Here is a 20,177-nt window from a genome sequence, read left to right as displayed (position 1 = left end):
ATAAAGGAGCGTGACAGATATGGCAAAAAGCAGTTTTTGGGATGATCTGGGAAACACACTGACAAGAAAGGCAAAGGGCTTAAGTTCCAGAGCAGAGAATCTCTATGAGATCCAGAAGATCCGTAACAAGCTCTCTGCACAGGAGCGTATGACCGAAAAGCTGATGATGGATATCGGAAAGATGATCTATACACGTTATGAGCAGGGAGATGCCGTTGACGGTGAGACGGGAGCTATCTGCGAGGAGATCAGCCAGCACATGCTGGAGGCAGATCACTACAGAGATGCGATCGCTGCCAGTAAAGGGGAGAAGTTCTGCCCGGCCTGCCATAAGGCGGTGATGCGGGAGGCCAGCTTCTGTCCGTATTGCGGAGCGGCGTGTCCTACAGCGGAGCTGGAAGAGAAAGCTGCCGATGTGATTGAGCAGGCAGATGAGGAGCTTGAAGAGGCTGCTGAGGCAGAGGTGACAGAAGTACCGGAGACAGAAGCGGAAGCAGATCCGGAAGAGACAGTAGAAGCGTCAGAAGTAGTAGAAACAGCAGAAACCGCAGAAGCGTCAGAAACAGAAACATCAGGATCAGATCCGGAATTGGAAGAGGAAAGAACGGAAGTGGGATCTGCAGAAACAGAGGAGCCTGCGGCTGATCCGGAAAATACAGAAACAATAGAAGAAAAAACAGAATAACCATAAGCATATAAGGCAGGCTTTCCCCAGTGGGAGCCTGCCTGAGTATTATGCAGACCACAGAAATAAGGAGAGGGAATAATGTTGTGGAATTTACTGACGGCGGGAATCTTTGGTACAGACTATTATATAAAGAAGAAAATCAACACATCGGAAAAGAAAGATCTGAAGGAAAAGTGCCTGGGAGGCAGACTGATCGTAAGAAATTGCCATAATCATGGGATGATGCTTGGAATATTAAAAAACAAAGATAAAGAATTCCTGAGAGATCTTGCATCTATGGTGCTGGGCGGTGCGATCTGGGAGTATATACGTACTTCCGGAGAAAAAGGCACACGCATATCCAAGCTTGGGCTTTCCATGATCCTGGGCGGCGGTCTGAATAATTATACGGAACGTCGCAGAAAGGGATACGTCACGGATTATGTGAGCCTGAATGTGGAAAATTCGAAGCTTAAGAAGGTCGTATTTAATATTTCGGATCTTTTCATATTTACAGGTGCGCTTCTCTGGGGCGGGAGCGAGATCTTTTCTGAAAAAGAAAAATAAATAAAAAAACAGAAGTGCCGGTGTTGGGCGCTTCTGTTTTTTTTGATTTTGGATAAAATAAAAAAGAATGCAGGAAATGGGACTTGAACCCACACGATCTTGCGACCACAGGCACCTGAAGCCTGCGCGTCTGCCAATTCCGCCATTCCTGCATTTTTTCAACCGGCTTGCTTTGCTTTGTTTGCTCCGCTCCTCGACTGCTCATTTATAATAACTCAGGAATTGGATAATGTCAATAGAAAAATTCAAAAAAATTAAAAAAATTCAAAAAAAATATTTTAAGTTAGTTTTATACATTTTTTTTGCATATGGTGTTGAAAAATGACGATTCCTGTGATACAATCTTGAAGATTTAGGATAAAATAAGAGAACAAAGAAAGGGAGATTGTATGAAAGCATTTCTGATATTGGAAGATGGCCATGTATTTACAGGAACCAGCATTGGTTCTGCAAGGGAAGTCATCAGTGAAATTGTCTTTAACACTTCCATGACCGGTTATCTGGAAGTAATGACAGATCCTTCTTACGCAGGACAGGCGGTGTGTATGACATATCCGCTGATCGGAAACTACGGAATCTGTTATGATGACCAGGAATCAAGGAAGCCGTGGATTGACGGATTTATTGTACGCGAATTATCACGAGTTCCCAGCAACTTCAGAAGCGTAGACACCATTCAGCATTTTCTGAGCAAAAACGACATTCCGGGAATCGCAGGAATTGATACCAGAGCACTGACTAAGATCCTTCGTGAGAAGGGAACCATGAACGGAATGATCACAGTTGACGAGAACTATGACCTGGATACAATCATCCCCAGATTAAAAGCATATACAACAGGAAAAGTGGTAGAGAAGGTTTCCTGCCGCGAAAAGGAAGTGCTTAAGGGGAACGGACCGAAGGTTGCCCTTCTTGATCTGGGCGCCAAGAAAAACATTGCACGCTCACTGAATGAGAGAGGATGCCAGGTTACTATTTACCCGGCTCTGACATCTGCAGAAGAGATCCTTGGAGACAATCCGGACGGCATCATGCTCAGCAACGGCCCTGGAGATCCGAAGGAATGTACTTCTATTATTAAAGAGATCAAAAAACTCTATGATTCTGATGTGCCGATCTTTGCAATCTGCCTTGGGCATCAGCTTATGGCTCTTGCAACGGGCGGAGATACCCATAAGATGAAATATGGTCACAGAGGCGGAAATCATCCGGTTAAAGACCTTGAGACAGGAAGAGTATATATTTCCTCCCAGAACCATGGCTACGTTGTAGACGCAGAGGGTCTTGAGGAGAAAAATATCGCACATCCTGCATTTGTAAACGTCAACGACGGAACAAACGAGGGTATGGCATATAACGGAAAGAACATCTTTACTGTACAGTTCCATCCGGAAGCATGCCCTGGACCACAGGATTCCAGTTACCTTTTTGACAGATTCATGAAGATGATGGGAGGAGAGAAATAATGCCAAGGAATAAGGACATAAAAAAAGTACTTGTAATCGGCTCAGGCCCGATCATAATCGGCCAGGCAGCAGAGTTTGACTATGCAGGAACCCAGGCATGCCGCTCCCTGAAGGAAGAGGGCATGGAGGTTGTACTTTTAAACTCCAATCCTGCTACCATCATGACAGATAAAGACATCGCAGACAGAGTTTACATCGAGCCTCTGACTGTTGAAGTCGTAGAGCAGCTGATCCTCAAAGAGAAACCGGACAGTGTACTTCCTACACTGGGCGGACAGGCAGGTCTGAACCTTGCCATGGAGCTTGAGGAAAAGGGCTTCCTGAAAGAGCACAATGTACGTCTCATCGGTACCACAGCAGCAACGATCCGTAAAGCTGAGGATCGTCAGGAATTTAAGGATACAATGGAAAAGATCGGCGAGCCGGTTGCAGCATCCAAGGTCGTAACAACTGTAGAAGACGGTGTTGCGTTTACTCAGACTATCGGTTATCCGGTTGTTCTCCGTCCTGCATATACACTTGGCGGAAGCGGCGGCGGTATCGCGCATAATGAGCCGGAGCTTCGTGAGATCCTTGAGAATGGTCTCCGTCTTTCCCGTGTAGGCGAGGTTCTTGTAGAGAGATGTATCGCCGGATGGAAAGAGATCGAGTACGAGGTAATGCGAGACAGCGCAGGAAACTGCATCACAGTCTGCAACATGGAGAACATTGACCCGGTTGGTGTCCATACCGGTGACTCCATCGTAGTTGCTCCTTCCCAGACCTTAGGAGATAAAGAGTATCAGATGCTCCGTACATCTGCACTTAACATCATCACAGAGCTTGGCATCACAGGTGGATGTAACGTACAGTACGCTCTTCATCCGGAGAGCTTTGAGTACTGCGTTATCGAGGTTAACCCTCGTGTAAGCCGTTCCTCCGCACTTGCAAGTAAGGCTACCGGTTATCCGATCGCCAAGGTTGCAGCCAAGATCGCGCTGGGTTACACACTGGATGAGATCCCGAACGCCATCACAGGCAAAACATATGCAAGCTTCGAGCCGATGCTGGATTACTGTGTTGTTAAGATCCCGCGTCTGCCATTTGACAAATTCATCACAGCAAAACGTACACTGACTACACAGATGAAGGCTACCGGTGAGGTTATGAGTATCTGCCATAACTTCGAGGGCGCTTTAATGAAAGCTATCCGTTCCCTGGAGCAGCATGTAGACAGTCTGATGTCCTATGATTTCTCACATCTTTCTGATGAGGAACTGATGGACGAGCTGAACATTGTGGATGACCGCCGTATCTGGAAAATCGCAGAAGCCCTGAGGCGAAATGTTTCCCAGGAAAAGCTTCATGATATCACAAAGATCGACATCTGGTTCATCGATAAGCTGGCTATCCTTGTTGAGATGGAGCAGGCTCTGAAAACTCAGAAGCTGGACAAAGACCTTCTTCTGGAAGCAAAACGTCTGGAGTTCCCGGACTACATCATCGCAGACCTGACAGGAAAGACAGAAGCTGAGATCAAAGACCTGCGTAAAGAGTACGGCATCCGTGCAGCATACAAGATGGTTGATACCTGTGCAGCAGAGTTTGCGGCAGAGACACCATACTATTATTCTGTATATGGCGATGAGCAGACAGAGAATGAAGCTGTAGAAACAAAAGATAAGAAAAAGATCCTGGTACTTGGTTCCGGCCCGATCCGTATCGGTCAGGGTATCGAGTTCGACTTCTGTTCTGTACATTGTACATGGGCATTTGCGAAAGAGGGATATGAGACGATCATCATCAACAATAACCCGGAAACAGTAAGTACAGACTTCGATATTGCAGATAAGCTGTATTTTGAGCCGCTGACACCGGAGGATGTTGAGAATGTTGTAAATATCGAGAAGCCAGACGGAGCCGTTGTTCAGTTCGGTGGACAGACAGCCATCAAGCTTACAGAGGCACTGATCAAGATGGGCGTTAAGATCCTCGGAACATCTGCTGAGAACGTAGATGCTGCAGAGGACAGAGAGCTCTTTGATGCTATCCTTGAGAAATGTGAGATCCCGAGACCGAAGGGACATACCGTATTCACAGCAGAAGAGGCGAAAAAAGCTGCCAATGAGCTGGGTTATCCGGTACTTGTCCGTCCGTCCTATGTACTTGGAGGACAGGGAATGCGTATCGCTGTCAGCGATGAGGACGTGGAAGAGTACATCGGAATCATCAACCAGATCGCACAGGAGCATCCGATCCTTGTTGATAAGTACCTGATGGGTAAAGAGATTGAGGTCGATGCAGTATGCGATGGTGAGGACATCCTGATCCCTGGAATCATGGAGCACATCGAGCGTGCAGGTATCCACTCCGGAGACAGTATTTCCGTATATCCGGCACAGACCATCAGCCAGAAAGCAAAAGATACCATCGCCGAATACACACGTCGTCTTGCACAGGCACTTCATGTTATCGGTATGATCAATATCCAGTTCATCGTTGTAGGCGAGGATGTATATGTGATCGAGGTTAACCCGCGTTCCAGCCGTACAGTACCGTACATCAGCAAGGTAACCGGAATTCCGATCGTTCCTCTTGCAACAAGAGTCATCCTTGGCCGCAAGATCAAAGAGCTGGGCTATACACCGGGACTTCAGAAGGAAGCAGAGTACTTTGCAATCAAGATGCCGGTATTCTCCTTTGAGAAGATCAGGGGCGCAGATATCAGCCTCGGACCTGAGATGAAATCCACAGGTGAGTGCCTTGGTATTGCAAAAACCTTTAACGAGGCTCTTTACAAAGCCTTCATCGGAGCCGGAATCCGTCTTCCGAAGCACAAACAGATGATCATCACTGTAAAAGATGAGGATAAGAAGGACATCATTCCGATCGCAAAACGTTTCGAAGCTCAGGGATACCGTATTTTTGCAACAAGAGGTACTGCAAGCGTACTGACTGAAAACGGAATCAAGGTAACACGTACCAACAAGCTGGAGCAGCCGTCTCCGAACCTGATGGACCTGATCCTTGGCCACAAGATCGATGTTGTTATTGACACACCGCCACAGGGTGTTGAGCATCAGAAGGATGGTTTCGTGATCCGTCGTAATGCCATCGAGACAGGTGTCAATGTGCTTACAAGCCTTGATACTGCAGAGGCTCTGGTCACAAGTCTTGAGAATACAGACCTGAACCACCTAACTCTGGTAGATATCGCCACCATCGACAATCGATAAAAAATTGTAAATTTTGTGAAATAAAAAATTAAAAGTTTACGAATTGTCAAATATGTAATATACTGATAAGGACGGGGCCGTCGTTCACATACCGGCCCTGTCCTTATCTTGCTTTTGGAAAGGAGTTAACATGATTTTTATAGAATTACTGAAGGTTATCCTTCTCGGTATTGTGGAGGGAATCACCGAGTGGCTTCCGATCAGCAGTACCGGACATATGATCCTTGTGGATGAGTTCATCAAGCTGAATGTATCCGAGGCATTTATGGAATTTTTCCTGGTGGTGATCCAGCTTGGCGCGATCCTGGCAGTTGTTGTACTGTACTGGAACAAGCTGTGGCCTTTTTACATAAGAAAAATCCCGAAGAAAACACAGATGGCACTGCGTAAACAGCCGGCAGTACCCAGAACTGTCCTTACTTTTGTAGAAAAATACTGTGATAGGGATAAGTGGATCCTCTGGTTTAAGATCTTGGTAGCATGTCTGCCGACGATCATCATCGCTCTTCCTTTTAATGACATTATTGAAAAGAAATTTTACAACTATGTGGTCGTTGCCATCATGCTGATCGTTTATGGTGTGCTTTTTATCGTTATCGAGAACTACAACAAACGCCGCAGACCAACCTGCACCAGACTGGATGAGCTTTCCTTTAAGACAGCGCTGATCATCGGCTGCTTCCAGGTGCTTTCCGTGATTCCGGGAACATCCCGTTCTGGATCTACCATTATCGGAGGAATCCTTGCAGGAACATCCCGTACGGTTGCAGCAGAATTTACCTTTTTCCTGGCAATTCCGGTTATGTTCGGAGCAAGTCTTCTGAAACTGGTCAAATTCGGTTTTGCCTTCAGCTCCACAGAGCTGATCATCCTGATCGTAGGTGTTGTGGTATCCTTTGTGGTATCTGTTCTTGCCATCAAATTCCTGATGGGATATATCAAGAAACACGATTTTAAAGTATTCGGCTGGTACAGGATCATCCTTGGTATCCTGGTGCTCGGATACTTCGTTGGAAAAACATTTTTAGCATAAAACTGCAATCTGGAGGTAATCATTATGAAATATAAGAAGCTTTTGATCGTACTGACAGCAGTGACGGCGCTTGGTATTGCCGGCTGTGGAAAATCATCAAAGGAAACAGCAGAGGTGACACCAACACCGGTTCCTACAGCCGCACCTACGGCTGCACCGGCTACATCCACACCGCTTCCCACATCTACACCTGCACCGAAGCTGATCGGTGTAAAGACCAGTACTGCAAAATTTATTTATCTTACCAACAGCACGAAGGGAGAGATCCGTGAGATCTATCTCCGCGCGGCAGGAGGGGAAGAATGGGGCAAAAGTCTTGTTCCTGCAGAAGCTACCATCAAAGATGCGGAGCAGGTGCAGATGTATTACACCCCGGATTCTGCAAGAGATGCCATCTATGATATGAAGATCGTAGACGGAGACGGAAATGCCTATGAGATCTACAGTGTACAGCTGAGCGATATGGAAAAGGCAAAACTGATGATCGATAACGGAGAAGCATACCTGACCTATACAAGCCTCAGTGACAAGAGTGAGAAGAGCACTATTGGCAATGTGGAAACGGATAACAGTGAGGCGGACAGCAGTGATTCCGCAGACAGCACAGATGCTTCAGATCTGACAGATAGTTCTTCCGGTATCACGGATACTTCTTCCGACAACAGTGATGGAAGCTATGACAACAGTGATGATGGAAGCTATGATAACAGTGATGACGGAAGCTATGACAGCAGTAATGACGGAAGCTATGACAACAGCGATGACGGAAGCTACGACGGCAGCGATGACGGAAGCTACGACAACAGTAGTGATGATGGAAACTATGACAGCAGTGATGATAGCGGCGACTATGTAGATGACAGCAGCAACAGCGGAAGCGGTGACGATTCTCTTGACAACAGTACAGATACAGATGACAGCGGAGACGGAGAGATTGTCTGGGATGATAACGGAGACTGGTCAGAGGAATAAACCGGGATCCTGTAAACAGAGGGAAACATGGAACAGACATTTCTTGAAAAACTGAAACGAGTAAAACCTGGGGATCTGCTTCACATCATCAAGTTTATCCTGGCATTTCCCATTGCGATGGTCTACAGACTTTTTCGCAGGGATCTCTGGCTTCTCTGTGATACAGAGAATGAATGCCGGGATAACGGATTCTGGCTGTACAAATATCTGAGAGAAAATACCAGTGAGGATGCAGTGTACGCCATCAATAGAAAATCTCCGGATTATGCCCGGGTAAAAGATCTGGGACCTGTGATCCAGTATGGAAGCTTCCGCCACTGGATCTACTATCTGGCTGCATCAAAAAATATCAGCTCCCAGAAAATGGGAAAACCAAACGCAGCCATCTGCTATGTCCTGGAGGTTTACGGAATCCTTCGGAACAAGCGGGCGTTCCTGCAGCATGGGATCATTACGGCAGATCTTAGTTTTCTGTACTATCCGCATACAAAAATGAGCCTTTTTGTTACCAGTACCTATGATGAGTGGAAATATGTCAATGACCGGTACGGATATCCGGAAGGCTATGTGCAGGAGCTGGGACTGTGTCGTTTTGATCAGCTTCATGATATGAAGGTAAAAAAGAACCAGATCCTGATCATGCCGACCTGGCGTATGTATATCCGCAATGAGATTTCAGCCTCTGATCACGAGCTGGAAGCACAGAAATTCATGGAAACCGATTATTACCGGTACTGGGATGCACTTCTCAAGGATGAGAGACTGATCCGCTACATTGAGGAGAACGATCTTCAGATCATCTTTTATCCGCACAGGGAAATGCACCGGTTCCTGAAATATTTTCATGTGGATCATCCGAAGATCACAGTGGCGTCCTGGCCTGAGTACGATGTGCAGACACTCCTTAAAGAGTCCGCAGTGCTGGTGACTGATTTTTCCAGTGTGGCCATGGACTTTGCCTACATGAAAAAGCCACTGGTCTACTACCAGTTTGACAATGAAAAATTCCGGCAAAGTCATCATCAGATCGGGTATTTTGATTTCCGGAAAGATGGCTTCGGTCCGGTATGTGTAACGGAACAGGAAGTAACGGACTGGCTGATCCGCCTGCATAAGCAGGGATTTGCCAATGAAGAGATCTATCTGGAAAGACACGGAAAATATTTTGATCTGTGGGATACAAAGAACTGTGAAAGAAATTACAAAGCGATCAAAGAAATGTAACAGGTGGTGAAAAATTGCAGCAGTTAATGGAAGCTCCGGCGGAGATCAAGGTAAAAACCAGGAAATTTTCGCTGACAAAAGGAACCATAAAGATCAGTTTTGAGCTGGAAGGATCCAGAGGAAGGATCCGTTCCCTGAAGCTGAAACAGCGAAATACAGTGCTGGATACAAGCTTTCCTTTTGAAATGCAGACAGCAAAAAAAGGAAATACGATCGTGTATCATGCACAGATCAATGTAGATCAGTATCCTATGGAAACCGCATTCTGGGATGTGGTGGCATCTGTGGATAAAGAAGGAAAAGGAAATTATGAGGATGCGATCCTGGGAGGCTTAAGTTCAAAACTTAAACTTAAGCTGATCCTTTTTCCAAGATGGACCAGAACCGGGGATGGGCATATGGTTTATCCCTTTGTCAACGGAGCAAGGCAGTTTACCATTCAATACCGGAAATATGATTCGAAATATGACAGCTATGCATTTATAGCAAAAGAATTTCTTGCATTGTTCTGCTATTTTATCCTGAAACCTTACTGGGATCATAAGAAATTATGGCTGATCTGCGAGAAATACTGTACAATGGCACAGGACAACGGCCTCTATTTTTTCCGGTACTGTATGGAGCATGCACCGGAGAAGGACAGAAGTCGGATTTTTTATGTAATAGATAAAAAATGTCCGGATTATCAGGCTGTAAAAGAGTATGATGCCAATGTGATCCAGTTCATGTCATTTAAGTACATGATCTATCTCAGCGCTGCACGGTATCTGATATCCACCGATGCGATCCGGCATTTTTATATCTGGGATTCGCCCAACAGCATCTACAAGGTTCTGTATCAGGCACGGAAGAACATTGTATTTCTCCAGCATGGAGTGATGGGCTTCAAGCAATGCCACAGGACCTTCCACAAAGGCGGAGGCAATCAGATGGCACTGTTTGTGGTGTCTTCGGGCTATGAACAGAAGATCATCCATGATTATTTCGGATACGATAATGAAGAGATCATCATCACTGGTCTGGCCAGATGGGATGTGCTGGAGGACAAGTCGGATCCGGCTCATAAAGAGATCCTGCTGATGCCTACATGGAGAAGCTGGCTGGAGGATATCAGCGAGGAGCAGTTTAAAAAAAGTGAATACTATCAGCGTTATAAAGCATTTCTGCAGGATGAGAGGCTTAAGACTCTTCTGGAAAAGGAAAATATCACGCTGAACTTTTATATCCATCCGAAATTCAGGGAACATATCCGGAGCTTTCAGGTGGAAGACAGGCATATCCGGCTGATCCCATTTGGGACCATGCCGCTGAATCAGCTTCTGATGAGCTGCCATATGCTGATCACCGATTATTCTTCTGTTTCCTGGGATGTCTACTATCAGGAAAAACCGGTGATATTTTATCCCTTTGATCTGGAAACCTATGAGAAAGTCCAGGGAAGCTATATGGACTACAAAAAAGATGTTTTCGGAGATCTGGCATGGGATCAGAACCAGCTGGTAGACCTTATCGGAGAATATGCGAGGAACGGATTCCGTGAAAAACCGGAATTTTCAGGAAGAAGAGATGAGCTTCTTCCCTACAGGGACAATGACAACAGCAAACGAATCTATGAATATATAGCCAATGCTCAGATACCGGACAAACTGAAAAGAAGGCTGAAAGAGAAAAAATTTTAATATAAGGATACAAAAGGAGCAATATGAACAGGGAGTATGAATTTTCAGTAGTTGTTTTTGCAAAAGATACCGCAAAGCTTTACAGAACCTTTAAAAATGTACGTGAGGTCATACCGGAAGGAACGGTACAGATCCTTGCAGTACGCATTGCAGGAGATATGGATATTCCTGATGAACGGGACATGCGGGAGCTGGAGGAAGCCGGAGAAAAGGAGAAAGAGCTCAAGGACGAAGAGCTGGATAAGATCTACGGAGAGTTCAATCCGGAGGATCCTCGTTTCCGGGAGATGCTGGATGACCGGGATCTTTTATATATTGACGGACTGGAATGCGGGGATCTTGTGGCGGAGCTGAAGGATAAGATAGCCGGAAGCTATGTTGTTTTTGCAAAAGCCGGAATCCGTTTTTCCCCAAAATCCAGTGCAGAGATCAGACGCTGCTTTGAGGAAGAGAACAGAGATGTTGTCCTAACAAAGATCCGTGGAAAAGGAAATATCCATGTGCGGGAGCATAATAATTACTGTAACCGTTTCACCGAAAAAACAACGCTGGATAATAATGTATATCTTCTGCATCAGCTGTATACCGCTTACACATTTGCCGCAGATCAGGTGAAATGGGTATCCGAGATCCGTCCGGAGATCTGGTATCTTGATGTGATGACCATGGTATATCGGTCCGTTGTAAGCTGCCGGAGTCTGGGAGTGGCTTCAGGGGAAGATATCTATGTGCAGATCCTTGCGGACCATCTCATGGTGGAGGACTGGAAGAATATGCTGCAGGATCCGGACCAGCTGGAGGTATTTTATCAGGAATTTTTCCGAAAGATCGCAGACTGCAGAATAAAAGAAAATCCTGTTCATGAAAAAAATGCAGATTATGTGCTGCTGTATTACAGCGCAAAAATAGCTGATATCATATTTGATAACGAGGAGCTTGATGAAGAGAAAAAGTGCAGATATGGGGAAGGCATCGAAAGCTTCCTGAAGCAGATGGAGTTTCCGGAGATCGTGATGTCCAATCAGCATATCAGCAGGGCAAACAAAGTATATCTTCTCCGGAAATATTATCCGGATATATGCAAAAAATTTCCGGATCAGGCAGACACGATCCTGAATCCCATATATGACAATCTCCGTGTCAAGATATTCCAGCCGGAAAAAGACCAGCTGCACTGTGAATTTTCCATTGTGGAGCCTGTGAGCAGGACAAACCGTGCATATATGATGACTGGTGGCAACACCTATGAAGCCAGATGGAAATATACACTGGGAAGAACCGGCTGGTGCAGAGAAGAAAGTGCCGTTGAGAAGCTGTATATCGTGGACATCCCGCTTTCTGAGATCCGGGAGTTTATCAGCTGGGGCACAGGCACAGATGGAAATGTAAACAAAATGTACAATATTTCCTACGGAAAATATGTGCCATTTACAAAGAAGCTGCCGCTTTTCCTGCACATAGAGGATAAGCTTCTGTATCTTAACGAAAAAGTCCGGATGATCCGTGGAGAGGATCAGGAAGATGCAAAGGTTCTGGGCCATCAGTATGAAGTAACGGTAGAGCCATACAGTCAGAGCAGGGAGAGACAGCTGAAGAAAAAACGCACCAAAGCAATATTTTCTCAGGGAAAGGCCGGAAAAAAGGCAGTTCTCGTGCGTAAGCTCTACGAGATGCAGAAGGCGAAGCAGAAAAAGCAGATCTGGCTGATCTCTGATCGTACAACACGCGGAGATGACAACGGCGAAGTGATGTTCCGCTATCTCTGCGCCAATCCGGATCCTACGGTGGAGCCGTACTTTGTAGTCAACAAGGATACACAGGATTATGTGGAAATGAAGAAGCTTGGAAAGGTTGTGGAGCCTTTCTCCTGGAAGCATAAGCTTCTGTTCCTGCTGAATGAATTTTCACTGTCCTCCCAGGCTAACAAACCGGTGATCAATCCTTTTGGAAAGCTGGAGTATCTGTACCGCGATATCATCTATGACAAAAAGCTGGTATTTTTGCAGCATGGTGTGACCAAAGACAACCAGTCCAAGTGGCTGAACAAATACAACCGTAATCTTTTCGGATTTATCGTCAGCACAAAGCCGGAATATGATTCTGCCTTTACCTATGACTATTTTTATCCGGAAAAAAATATCTGGCTTACGGGAATGCCGCGTTATGACCGTCTGGTCCATGATGAGCGTAAGTATGTGACGGTGATGCCTACCTGGCGCAAGAGCCTTTCCTCAGGAACCGATGCCAGAGGAGTATGGCAGCTTGGAAAAGAATTTAAGGAAAGCGAATATTTCCATTTTTATGATGATCTTCTCAACAACGAAAGACTTCTGGGAGCGGCAGAGAAATACGGATATACCATCTGCTTCATGCCTCACCCAAATACCATTGACGGTCTGCATATGTTCCGTCATGATCCACGGGTAAAATTTATGGATTCGTCTTATTCCTACAAGGACATTTTTGCCCAGACAGATCTGATGATCACAGACTATTCTTCGGTTGCCTTTGATTTTGCATATTTGAGAAAACCCATCGTATACTCCCAGTTTGACAGAGACAGCTTTTTCAGTGGCGCGCATTCCTACACAGAGGGATACTTTGACTATGAGAGAGATGGCTTCGGAGAGGTGGAGCATACACTGGATGGAACTGTGGAACGGATCATCGAATATATGGCAGACAGCTGTCAGATGAAAGAGGAATATCGGAAACGAATGGATGAGACCTTTGCATTTAATGATCGTAACTGTTCCAAACGAGTTTATGAGAGGATCATCGAGAATCGGTAATATGGAGGTTGGATTTTGGAAGGAAAGCAGGCAATAAAGTTTGATAAATATAATTCTCAGGCGATAAAGGGCATTGCCATTGTTATGATGTTGTTCCATCATATGTATCTGAGTCAAGACAGATTTGAGGGGCTGAATGTTGTTTTCACTCCGTTTTCAGCAGATTGGATCATGTATCTGTGCAGAACATTTAAGATCTGTGTACCGATCTATGCATTTATTTCCGGATACGGACTGTATCTCAGTTATAGAAAAAATAATTCTACACCTGGCAAGTGGACAGCCAAAAGACTGATAAAAACAATGGGAGGGTTCTGGATCATATGGGGGTTTTCTGTTGTGATCTTACAGCTTTATAACGGCTATGCCGTGACCAGATATTTCGGAAACGGAAATATTGCCAAAGGTGTTAGCGCAATGGTGCTGGATTTTTTTGGTCTGGCGAAACTTTTCGGAACTTCGACTCTGAACGGAACCTGGTGGTATATGAGTGCGGCGATCATTTTTATCATCTGCGTGCCGCTGTTTATGATAAAGGAAGAATATCTGGTATTTATTCTTGTGGCTGTTGCGGCATTTCCACGGACAATTTCCATGGAGGTTATGGGAATTACGGGTATTTATGCATTTTTACCGGTATTTCTCATGGGAATGTGTGTAGCCAAGTATGATCTGTTTAACCGATGGTTTAAGATATGGAATGCTGGAATGAAGCATGTTTTCAAATTTCTTCTGGAGCTTCTTGCGGTGTTTATTTTGTATAAAGCGTACAGAACTTTGCCGCTGACGGTATACAGTGAGATCCACTGGGGTGTGTATCCAATTGTATTTATGGCATTTTGCTGCGAATTTATTAATGTCATTCCGGGAGTGCGACAGATTTTATTGTTCCTCGGAAAACATTCCATGAATATATTTCTGACACATACATTTCTACGACAATACTCTTTTGTGTATGTGAGTGGATATTTTCTGACCAATACACTGACGCTTCTGCTGGCTTCACTGGCAGTATCCATAGCGCTGGAATGGCTGAAAAAGGTAAGCGGATACAACCGCCTGATCCAGAACATCTGTGTGAAAGCAGAACAGATTATGTAAAAATATAAAAAATCCTGAATTCTGATAAACATCTTTTTTACCGGACAGAATAGATGTCCAGGCTTCTGATAGATATCAGCATTCAGGATTTTTATTGTGTAGAAACAGGCTCAGATAGAAAATATTTCTCCTGTATGGCTTGTATCATATCCGGTCTGGAGGGACAGGAACCGGCGGAAAGGTTCGGATGCAATGGTTTCTGCTACGGCCTGAAAGCCGGGGGTGCTCAGATTTTTGGTCTGCATAACCAGGAAGAGTGATTCCTGGCAAACAGGAAGAAAATCCAGCTCCGGAAAGCTTCTCGCTACACAGGCCTCGCCAAGAGCTATGTCTGCCTGTCCGCCAGCCACTGCAGCAGCCGTGGAGTGATCGGTAACAAGCTCATTTCGATATCCGGATATGGAATCCGGTGAAATTTCGGAAGACAGAAGTGTACGGTCAAGAAGGATACGACGGCTGCTTCCTTTTTCGCGGTTCGCAAAAATAATATCTGCCCGTGTAAGATCAGAAAATCCCCGGATATTCTTGGGATTTTCTTTTTTTACATAGAAGCCGACGGGATATTGACACAGAGAGATCACAGTCAGTGGGATACCGGGTATAAGGCTATGGATATCTTCCGGTGAGGCGGATGCACAGGCAATGTGGACTTTTTCAAAATAGAGAGAATACAGTCCGTTGTAGGTATTCATGTGAGACTGCAGAACCGGCAGATTATCCGGGTGTGTGGGAAGCTGATTCAGGAGAAGATCCAGAGCCGGAGAAGCCTGTCCGCTGATGATCAGTCCACTGGAATGCAGAAGATAATCCCTTTTCAAAAGAGAACTCTCCGGCTGGTGATCATAAGACTGAGCAGAAGACGCAGAACATTCCGAACCCTTAAGATACTGAGACAGCTGTTCCTCGCTGACCCGCAGCTGTTTGCCGACTTTGGAGGAGGAAAGCTCTCCGCGTTTGATCAGGTCATATACTGTGGATTTTTTGATCTTTAGTTTATCTGCAACTTCCTGTGCTGTGTAGACTTTATTCATCGATACCTACCATAACATTGGTTGCCTTAATAACTGCGTAAGCATCAGAGCCTACTTTCAGTCCAAGTTCTTCCACCGCCGCACAGGAGATGGTAGCAGTGATGATATTTCCACCACCGATATCGATGGAAACGATGGAATTTACAGCTCCCTGGTTGATGTTGATGATTTTTCCTTTTAACTGATTACGTGCACTGAGTTTCATAAGTAATTCTCCTTTTCTTGAATATTGAATGAACCGGATCAGGCAAGTTCCCTGCTTCCGTTGTGCAGAGCAATGAACCTTGTGTGGGATTTGTCTGTATCAGGAGTGCTGTAAGCCACTCATGATAAGAAACGAAGCGGATCGTGAACATCCGTCTGGCTTGTCAACTATGTATTTATGATAGCACTTGTAGAGAAAAACAGCAATGCCTTATAGCTTGACAAGAAACTTTCCTTTCGGTAAAATTAAACAAAACCATTCAAAACTAAACAAAACTGAATGAAACGGAAAAGTAGAGGAACAAAAGATGAAGAAAAAAATCTTAGCAGCCCTTACCGCGGGAATTTTAACAACAGGCCTTATGACCGGAACTGTTTTTGCGGCGGACACAGAAGTGAAAGGTGATGAGAACCTGAAGGGAGAGGTTTATGCATTTATTGCTGCCAGCCTCAGCAATTCCATGGAGGAGATCCAGAAGGATTTCAATGAGCTTTATCCGAATGTAACGATCTATTACAGTGCAGACAGCTCAGGTACACTGCAGACACAGATCGAGGAAGGTGCACGCTGTGATCTTTTCTTTTCAGCAGCAGATAAACAGATGGATGCCTTCACAGAGGAAAAACTGACAAAGGAAGACACCGTTAAGGATCTTCTTGAGAACAAAGTCGTTCTGATCAGACCAAAGGACGGAGAGACAAAGGTAACAGGATTCGAGAATATCACAGACGCTGAGAATATGGCGCTTGCAGGAGAGGATGTTCCGGTGGGACAGTACGCCCGTGAGATCTTTAACAATCTTGGGATCATGGACGATGTAAACAAAATGGAGATCAACGAGTGCAAGAATGTAACGGATGTACTTGCAGCAGTCAGTGAAGGAAGTAATGAGGTTGGTGTTGTATATGCGACAGATGCTGCATCTGTTACTGATAAAGTAGATATCATCGCAGAGGCGCCGGCAGACAGCCTTAAGACGCCGGTTCTTTATCCGGTGGGACTTATCGAGGACAAGGAAGCATCGGAAGACGATACCAGGGCAGCAGAGGATTTTCTTGATTATGTAGAGTCTGACGCAGCGATCAAGGTATTTGAGGACTATGGATTTACTGCATATGAGGCTGAGGACTCCAAGGATTCCACAGAAGCTTCCGCAGACAACACGGAGGCTGAGGACAGTACAGCTTCCGCAGACAGCACATCCAAATGAGTATGATGTAGAAAACCGGCAGGCAGTAAATACTGAAACACAGTAAATGCCGGCACAGGAATGAAATATGACAGAATTTTTGAGAGAAATAAACTGGAGTCCGCTGTGGATTTCCTTAAAAACAGGTCTGGCAGCCACAGTGATCGCTTTTTTTATGGGAATATTCTGTGCCCGGAAGATCATGAAACTGAAGCCGGGAGCCAGAGCAGTACTGGACGGGATCCTTACTCTTCCGCTGGTACTTCCTCCTACAGTGGCTGGATTTTTTCTGCTACTGATCTTCAGTCTGAAAAGGCCCTTCGGAAGCTTTCTTCTGGATAATTTTGATATTAAGATCGTGCAGACCTGGAAGGGCTGTGTGATCGCAGCAGCAGTGATCGCATTTCCGCTGATGTACCGCAATGCACGGGCTGCTTTTGAACAGGTGGATATAAATCTTATCCATGCAGGCCAGACTCTGGGGATGAGCGACAGCCGGATATTCTGGCGGGTAGTCATGCCGGCAGCAGGACCGGGGATCGCATCCGGAACAGTGCTGGCATTTGCACGTGCGATCGGAGAATATGGCGCAACCTCCATGCTTGCCGGAAATATCCTTGGAAAAACCAGAACAGTTTCTGTTGCCATTGCATCAGAGACAGCAGCCGGAAATTACGGAACTGCAGGCTTCTGGGTCGTTGTGATCGTGCTGATCTCCTTTGTGATCATAGCGCTGATCAATATCGTATCCGGAAGAGGAATGAAAACAAGAAGGTGGATCTGATGGCAGTCAAAGTAAATATCGAAAAAAACTTCCGGGATTTTTCCCTGAAGGTGGATTTTGAAGGCAGTTCGGCAGCCATTGGGCTTCTTGGTGCTTCCGGCAGCGGAAAAAGCATGACCTTACGCTGTATTGCAGGGATCGAAACACCGGATAAGGGAAGGATCGTCATCAATGGAAAAACAGTGTTTGATTCTGAAAAAGGGATCAATTTGAAACCGCAGAAGCGACGGATCGGATATCTGTTTCAGAATTATGCGCTGTTCCCAACCATGACAGTGGAACAGAACATCCGCTGCGGTTATCGTGGGGAAAAATCCTCCGCCAGAGAAAAAGTGGCAGATCTGATCCGGCGATATCATCTGGAGGGGCTGGAGAAGCGCCTGCCCTCACAGCTTTCCGGCGGACAGCAGCAGAGAGTGGCACTGGCCAGAATGATGATCGGAGAGCCGGAAGCTATTCTTCTGGATGAGCCGTTTTCCGCACTGGACGGTTACCTGAAGGATGTGCTCCAGCGGGAGATGCAGGATTTCCTCAAGGACTATCCGGGAGATATGATCCTTGTGACACACAGCAGAGATGAGGCCTATAAATTCTGCAGGGAGCTTTCCATTGTACATGAAGGCAGGATCCTTATGACCGGGGAGACAAAGCAGCTGTTTGAGAGACCGGGACTTTTGGAGGCAGCAAAGCTTACCGGCTGTAAGAATTTTTCCAGAGCGGAGATGCTGGGACCTCACGAGATCTATGCGGCGGACTGGAAAATGAAGCTCCATACCGAAGAAAACGTAGATATGGATATTACCCATGTAGGGATCCGCGGCCACTGGATCCGCCCGGAATCAGAGCCGGGTGAGAACTGTATGGCAGTGCAGGTAGACCAATACATAGAAACTACATTTGAACATCAGTATATGATCCGGAACAAAGCGGAAGAGAGTGCTTCCGGATTATGGTGGATGCGTCCCAAAAACAGCTTTACGGAGGATCCGGATAAAGATCTTCCGGAATATCTGTATCTTCCACCGGAGCATCTGATGCTGCTGAAATAAAGAAAATCCCGGAAACAGACATTATCTGCTGTTTCCGGGATTTTTTGTGCACCTGCATTTTTGATGGATTTTTGCGGACAGGAGCTATTTTCCGTGATTTCCGGAATAGGTGATGTAATCGGACACCATCATGGCAAGCTTGAAGGCCAGTGCATCCTCAAAGGTACGGATATCCAGGCCAAATCGCTTCTGCAGCTTTTCAAAACGGTACACCAGAGTATTCCGGTGCACATAGAGCTGTCTGGAGGTTTCAGAAAGGTTCAGGTTATTTTCAAAGAAGGTCCGGATGATATTGAGGGTTTCGTCGTCAATAGATTCCAGGGATTCTTCTCCGAAGATCTCGCCTACGAACATGTTGCAGACCTGAGTGGGAAGCTGATAGATCAGACGTCCGATGCCCAGACGGTTGTAACCGAAAACGTTTTTGTCAGCATAAAAGATCTTGCCGACCTCCAGAGCAGTGCGGGCTTCCTTGTAGGCATCGGAAAGCTCCATGATATCATCTGCAACATTGCTGTAGGAAACCCAGGCAGAGGTCATGGCCTCTGTATTGAGCATATCCACCAGCATGCAGGCGATACCATCCAGCTCTTCGTAGCTTTCGGTGCTCTGAAGCTCACGTACTACGATGATGCCGGAATCATCCAGTGCAGTGATAAAATCCCGTGTACGGGCAGAAAAGATGTTGCGGATGGTAGCCAGGGCATTTTCGTCCTTGTGCTGTTTGGTTTCCACAAGAAATACCGCACGGCGGGCAGAAGGTGTGATATGAAGACGGGCAGCCTTGTTAAAAGCTTCTACCTGGGAATAGCGGTCCAGGAGAAGATTCTGCATAAAGGAGTTCTTGTCTGTTTTTTCCGTATAGGCGGTGAGGAGACTTTCTACCTGGCAGACAGCAAGCTCTCCGATGGTAGAAGCCTGCTCTCCGGAGCCCCATACGATCAGAAGCATATTGCTCTGAGGTGTGTTGTTCAGCTTGTACAGACTGCAGCTGCGGTTGGAGATGCATAAGGCAGGATCCTCCCGGAACTGAGCAAGCTTTTCAGAAGAAGGAAGTCGGTGGTCCCCTGTGGAAATGTATATCTGGTCATTTTCATCCAGAATACAGAAATCAAGACCGCTGATCCGGTTCCAGTCATCCAGACATTTTTGAATTGTTTGCTGTATTTTCATAAAAAGCGTCCTTTCTGATGTGAAATAAAA

16 protein-coding genes and 1 tRNA gene are annotated in these 20,177 nt (G+C 45.8%); 13 read left to right on the top strand and 4 right to left on the bottom strand.

From position 1 onward, the window contains the following. Positions 1–19 precede the first annotated feature (19 nt). Positions 20–685, top strand: coding sequence for a zinc ribbon domain-containing protein (locus ACTNDQ_RS04010; protein ID WP_441063813.1), 666 nt, complete (start codon positions 20–22; stop codon positions 683–685). A gap of 81 nt (positions 686–766) precedes the next feature. Then, positions 767–1,234 carry a signal peptidase II gene (locus tag ACTNDQ_RS04005; protein ID WP_441063811.1) on the top strand — a complete coding sequence of 156 codons (468 nt, stop codon included), beginning with the start codon at positions 767–769 and terminating at the stop codon, positions 1,232–1,234. A gap of 68 nt (positions 1,235–1,302) precedes the next feature. Here the strand turns inward: ACTNDQ_RS04005 and ACTNDQ_RS04000 are convergent. Beyond that, positions 1,303–1,386 (bottom strand) — tRNA-Leu (locus tag ACTNDQ_RS04000). A 237-nt stretch (positions 1,387–1,623) separates the two neighbouring features. On the opposite strand from ACTNDQ_RS04000, the gene ACTNDQ_RS03995 reads away from it, so the two are divergent. From ACTNDQ_RS03995 to ACTNDQ_RS03960, 8 genes are all read left to right on the top strand, one after another. Further along, on the top strand, positions 1,624–2,700 hold the full coding sequence (locus ACTNDQ_RS03995; RefSeq protein ID WP_015527400.1) for a carbamoyl phosphate synthase small subunit: 1,077 nt from the start codon (positions 1,624–1,626) through the stop codon (positions 2,698–2,700). Next, on the top strand, positions 2,700–5,915 hold the full coding sequence (carB, locus tag ACTNDQ_RS03990; protein WP_288787226.1) for a carbamoyl-phosphate synthase large subunit: 3,216 nt from the start codon (positions 2,700–2,702) through the stop codon (positions 5,913–5,915). Before ACTNDQ_RS03995 ends, carB begins: the two co-directional genes overlap by 1 nt. Positions 5,916–6,045: 130 nt before the next feature. Then, complete coding sequence (locus ACTNDQ_RS03985; protein ID WP_278795923.1) at positions 6,046–6,948, top strand: undecaprenyl-diphosphate phosphatase; 903 nt, start codon at positions 6,046–6,048, stop codon at positions 6,946–6,948. Between the two features lie 24 nt (positions 6,949–6,972). Beyond that, positions 6,973–7,920, top strand: coding sequence for a hypothetical protein (locus tag ACTNDQ_RS03980; protein WP_441063807.1), 948 nt, complete (start codon positions 6,973–6,975; stop codon positions 7,918–7,920). A gap of 27 nt (positions 7,921–7,947) precedes the next feature. Further along, complete coding sequence (locus ACTNDQ_RS03975; protein WP_015527396.1) at positions 7,948–9,144, top strand: CDP-glycerol glycerophosphotransferase family protein; 1,197 nt, start codon at positions 7,948–7,950, stop codon at positions 9,142–9,144. A 14-nt stretch (positions 9,145–9,158) separates the two neighbouring features. Beyond that, positions 9,159–10,823, top strand: a complete 1,665-nt coding sequence (locus ACTNDQ_RS03970; protein ID WP_441063805.1) for a CDP-glycerol glycerophosphotransferase family protein — start codon at positions 9,159–9,161, stop codon at positions 10,821–10,823. A 23-nt stretch (positions 10,824–10,846) separates the two neighbouring features. Then, positions 10,847–13,615, top strand: a complete 2,769-nt coding sequence (locus ACTNDQ_RS03965; RefSeq protein ID WP_441063804.1) for a CDP-glycerol glycerophosphotransferase family protein — start codon at positions 10,847–10,849, stop codon at positions 13,613–13,615. A gap of 15 nt (positions 13,616–13,630) precedes the next feature. Continuing rightward, a complete protein-coding gene (locus tag ACTNDQ_RS03960; RefSeq protein ID WP_441063802.1) occupies positions 13,631–14,716 on the top strand; it encodes an acyltransferase family protein in 1,086 nt (361 codons plus the stop codon). A gap of 110 nt (positions 14,717–14,826) precedes the next feature. Here ACTNDQ_RS03960 and ACTNDQ_RS03955 read toward each other — a convergent pair whose 3' ends face one another. Together ACTNDQ_RS03955 and ACTNDQ_RS03950 are read right to left on the bottom strand one after the other, a co-directional pair. Further along, positions 14,827–15,747 carry a substrate-binding domain-containing protein gene (locus ACTNDQ_RS03955; protein WP_144094762.1) on the bottom strand — a complete coding sequence of 307 codons (921 nt, stop codon included), beginning with the start codon at positions 15,745–15,747 and terminating at the stop codon, positions 14,827–14,829. Further along, the gene (locus ACTNDQ_RS03950) at positions 15,740–15,952 is read right to left on the bottom strand and encodes a TOBE domain-containing protein (protein ID WP_015527392.1); all 213 of its coding nucleotides are present in this window, start codon (positions 15,950–15,952) and stop codon (positions 15,740–15,742) included. Before ACTNDQ_RS03950 ends, ACTNDQ_RS03955 begins: the two co-directional genes overlap by 8 nt. Before the next feature lie 307 nt (positions 15,953–16,259). Here ACTNDQ_RS03950 and modA point away from each other — a divergent pair, with 307 nt between their 5' ends. The 3 genes from modA (at position 16,260) to ACTNDQ_RS03935 (ending at position 18,974) form a co-directional block, all read left to right on the top strand. After that, the gene (gene modA / locus ACTNDQ_RS03945) at positions 16,260–17,162 is read left to right on the top strand and encodes a molybdate ABC transporter substrate-binding protein (RefSeq protein ID WP_441063800.1); all 903 of its coding nucleotides are present in this window, start codon (positions 16,260–16,262) and stop codon (positions 17,160–17,162) included. A 67-nt stretch (positions 17,163–17,229) separates the two neighbouring features. Beyond that, positions 17,230–17,925 carry a molybdate ABC transporter permease subunit gene (modB, locus tag ACTNDQ_RS03940; RefSeq protein WP_441063798.1) on the top strand — a complete coding sequence of 232 codons (696 nt, stop codon included), beginning with the start codon at positions 17,230–17,232 and terminating at the stop codon, positions 17,923–17,925. Beyond that, on the top strand, positions 17,925–18,974 hold the full coding sequence (locus tag ACTNDQ_RS03935; RefSeq protein WP_441063796.1) for a sulfate/molybdate ABC transporter ATP-binding protein: 1,050 nt from the start codon (positions 17,925–17,927) through the stop codon (positions 18,972–18,974). The genes modB and ACTNDQ_RS03935 overlap by 1 nt, the downstream gene beginning before the upstream one ends. An 84-nt stretch (positions 18,975–19,058) precedes the next feature. On the opposite strand, the gene ACTNDQ_RS03930 is transcribed toward ACTNDQ_RS03935, so the two are convergent. After that, complete coding sequence (locus ACTNDQ_RS03930) at positions 19,059–20,147, bottom strand: PucR family transcriptional regulator (protein ID WP_110102789.1); 1,089 nt, start codon at positions 20,145–20,147, stop codon at positions 19,059–19,061. Positions 20,148–20,177 lie beyond the last annotated feature (30 nt).

The sequence above is a fragment of the Blautia massiliensis (ex Liu et al. 2021) genome (genome assembly GCF_052064225.1).
GTDB classification, from domain to species: Bacteria; Bacillota; Clostridia; order Lachnospirales; family Lachnospiraceae; genus Blautia_A; species Blautia_A fusiformis.
The sequence above is the reverse complement of the archived record's forward strand: the minus strand, read 5'-3'. Positions and strand labels throughout refer to the sequence as shown.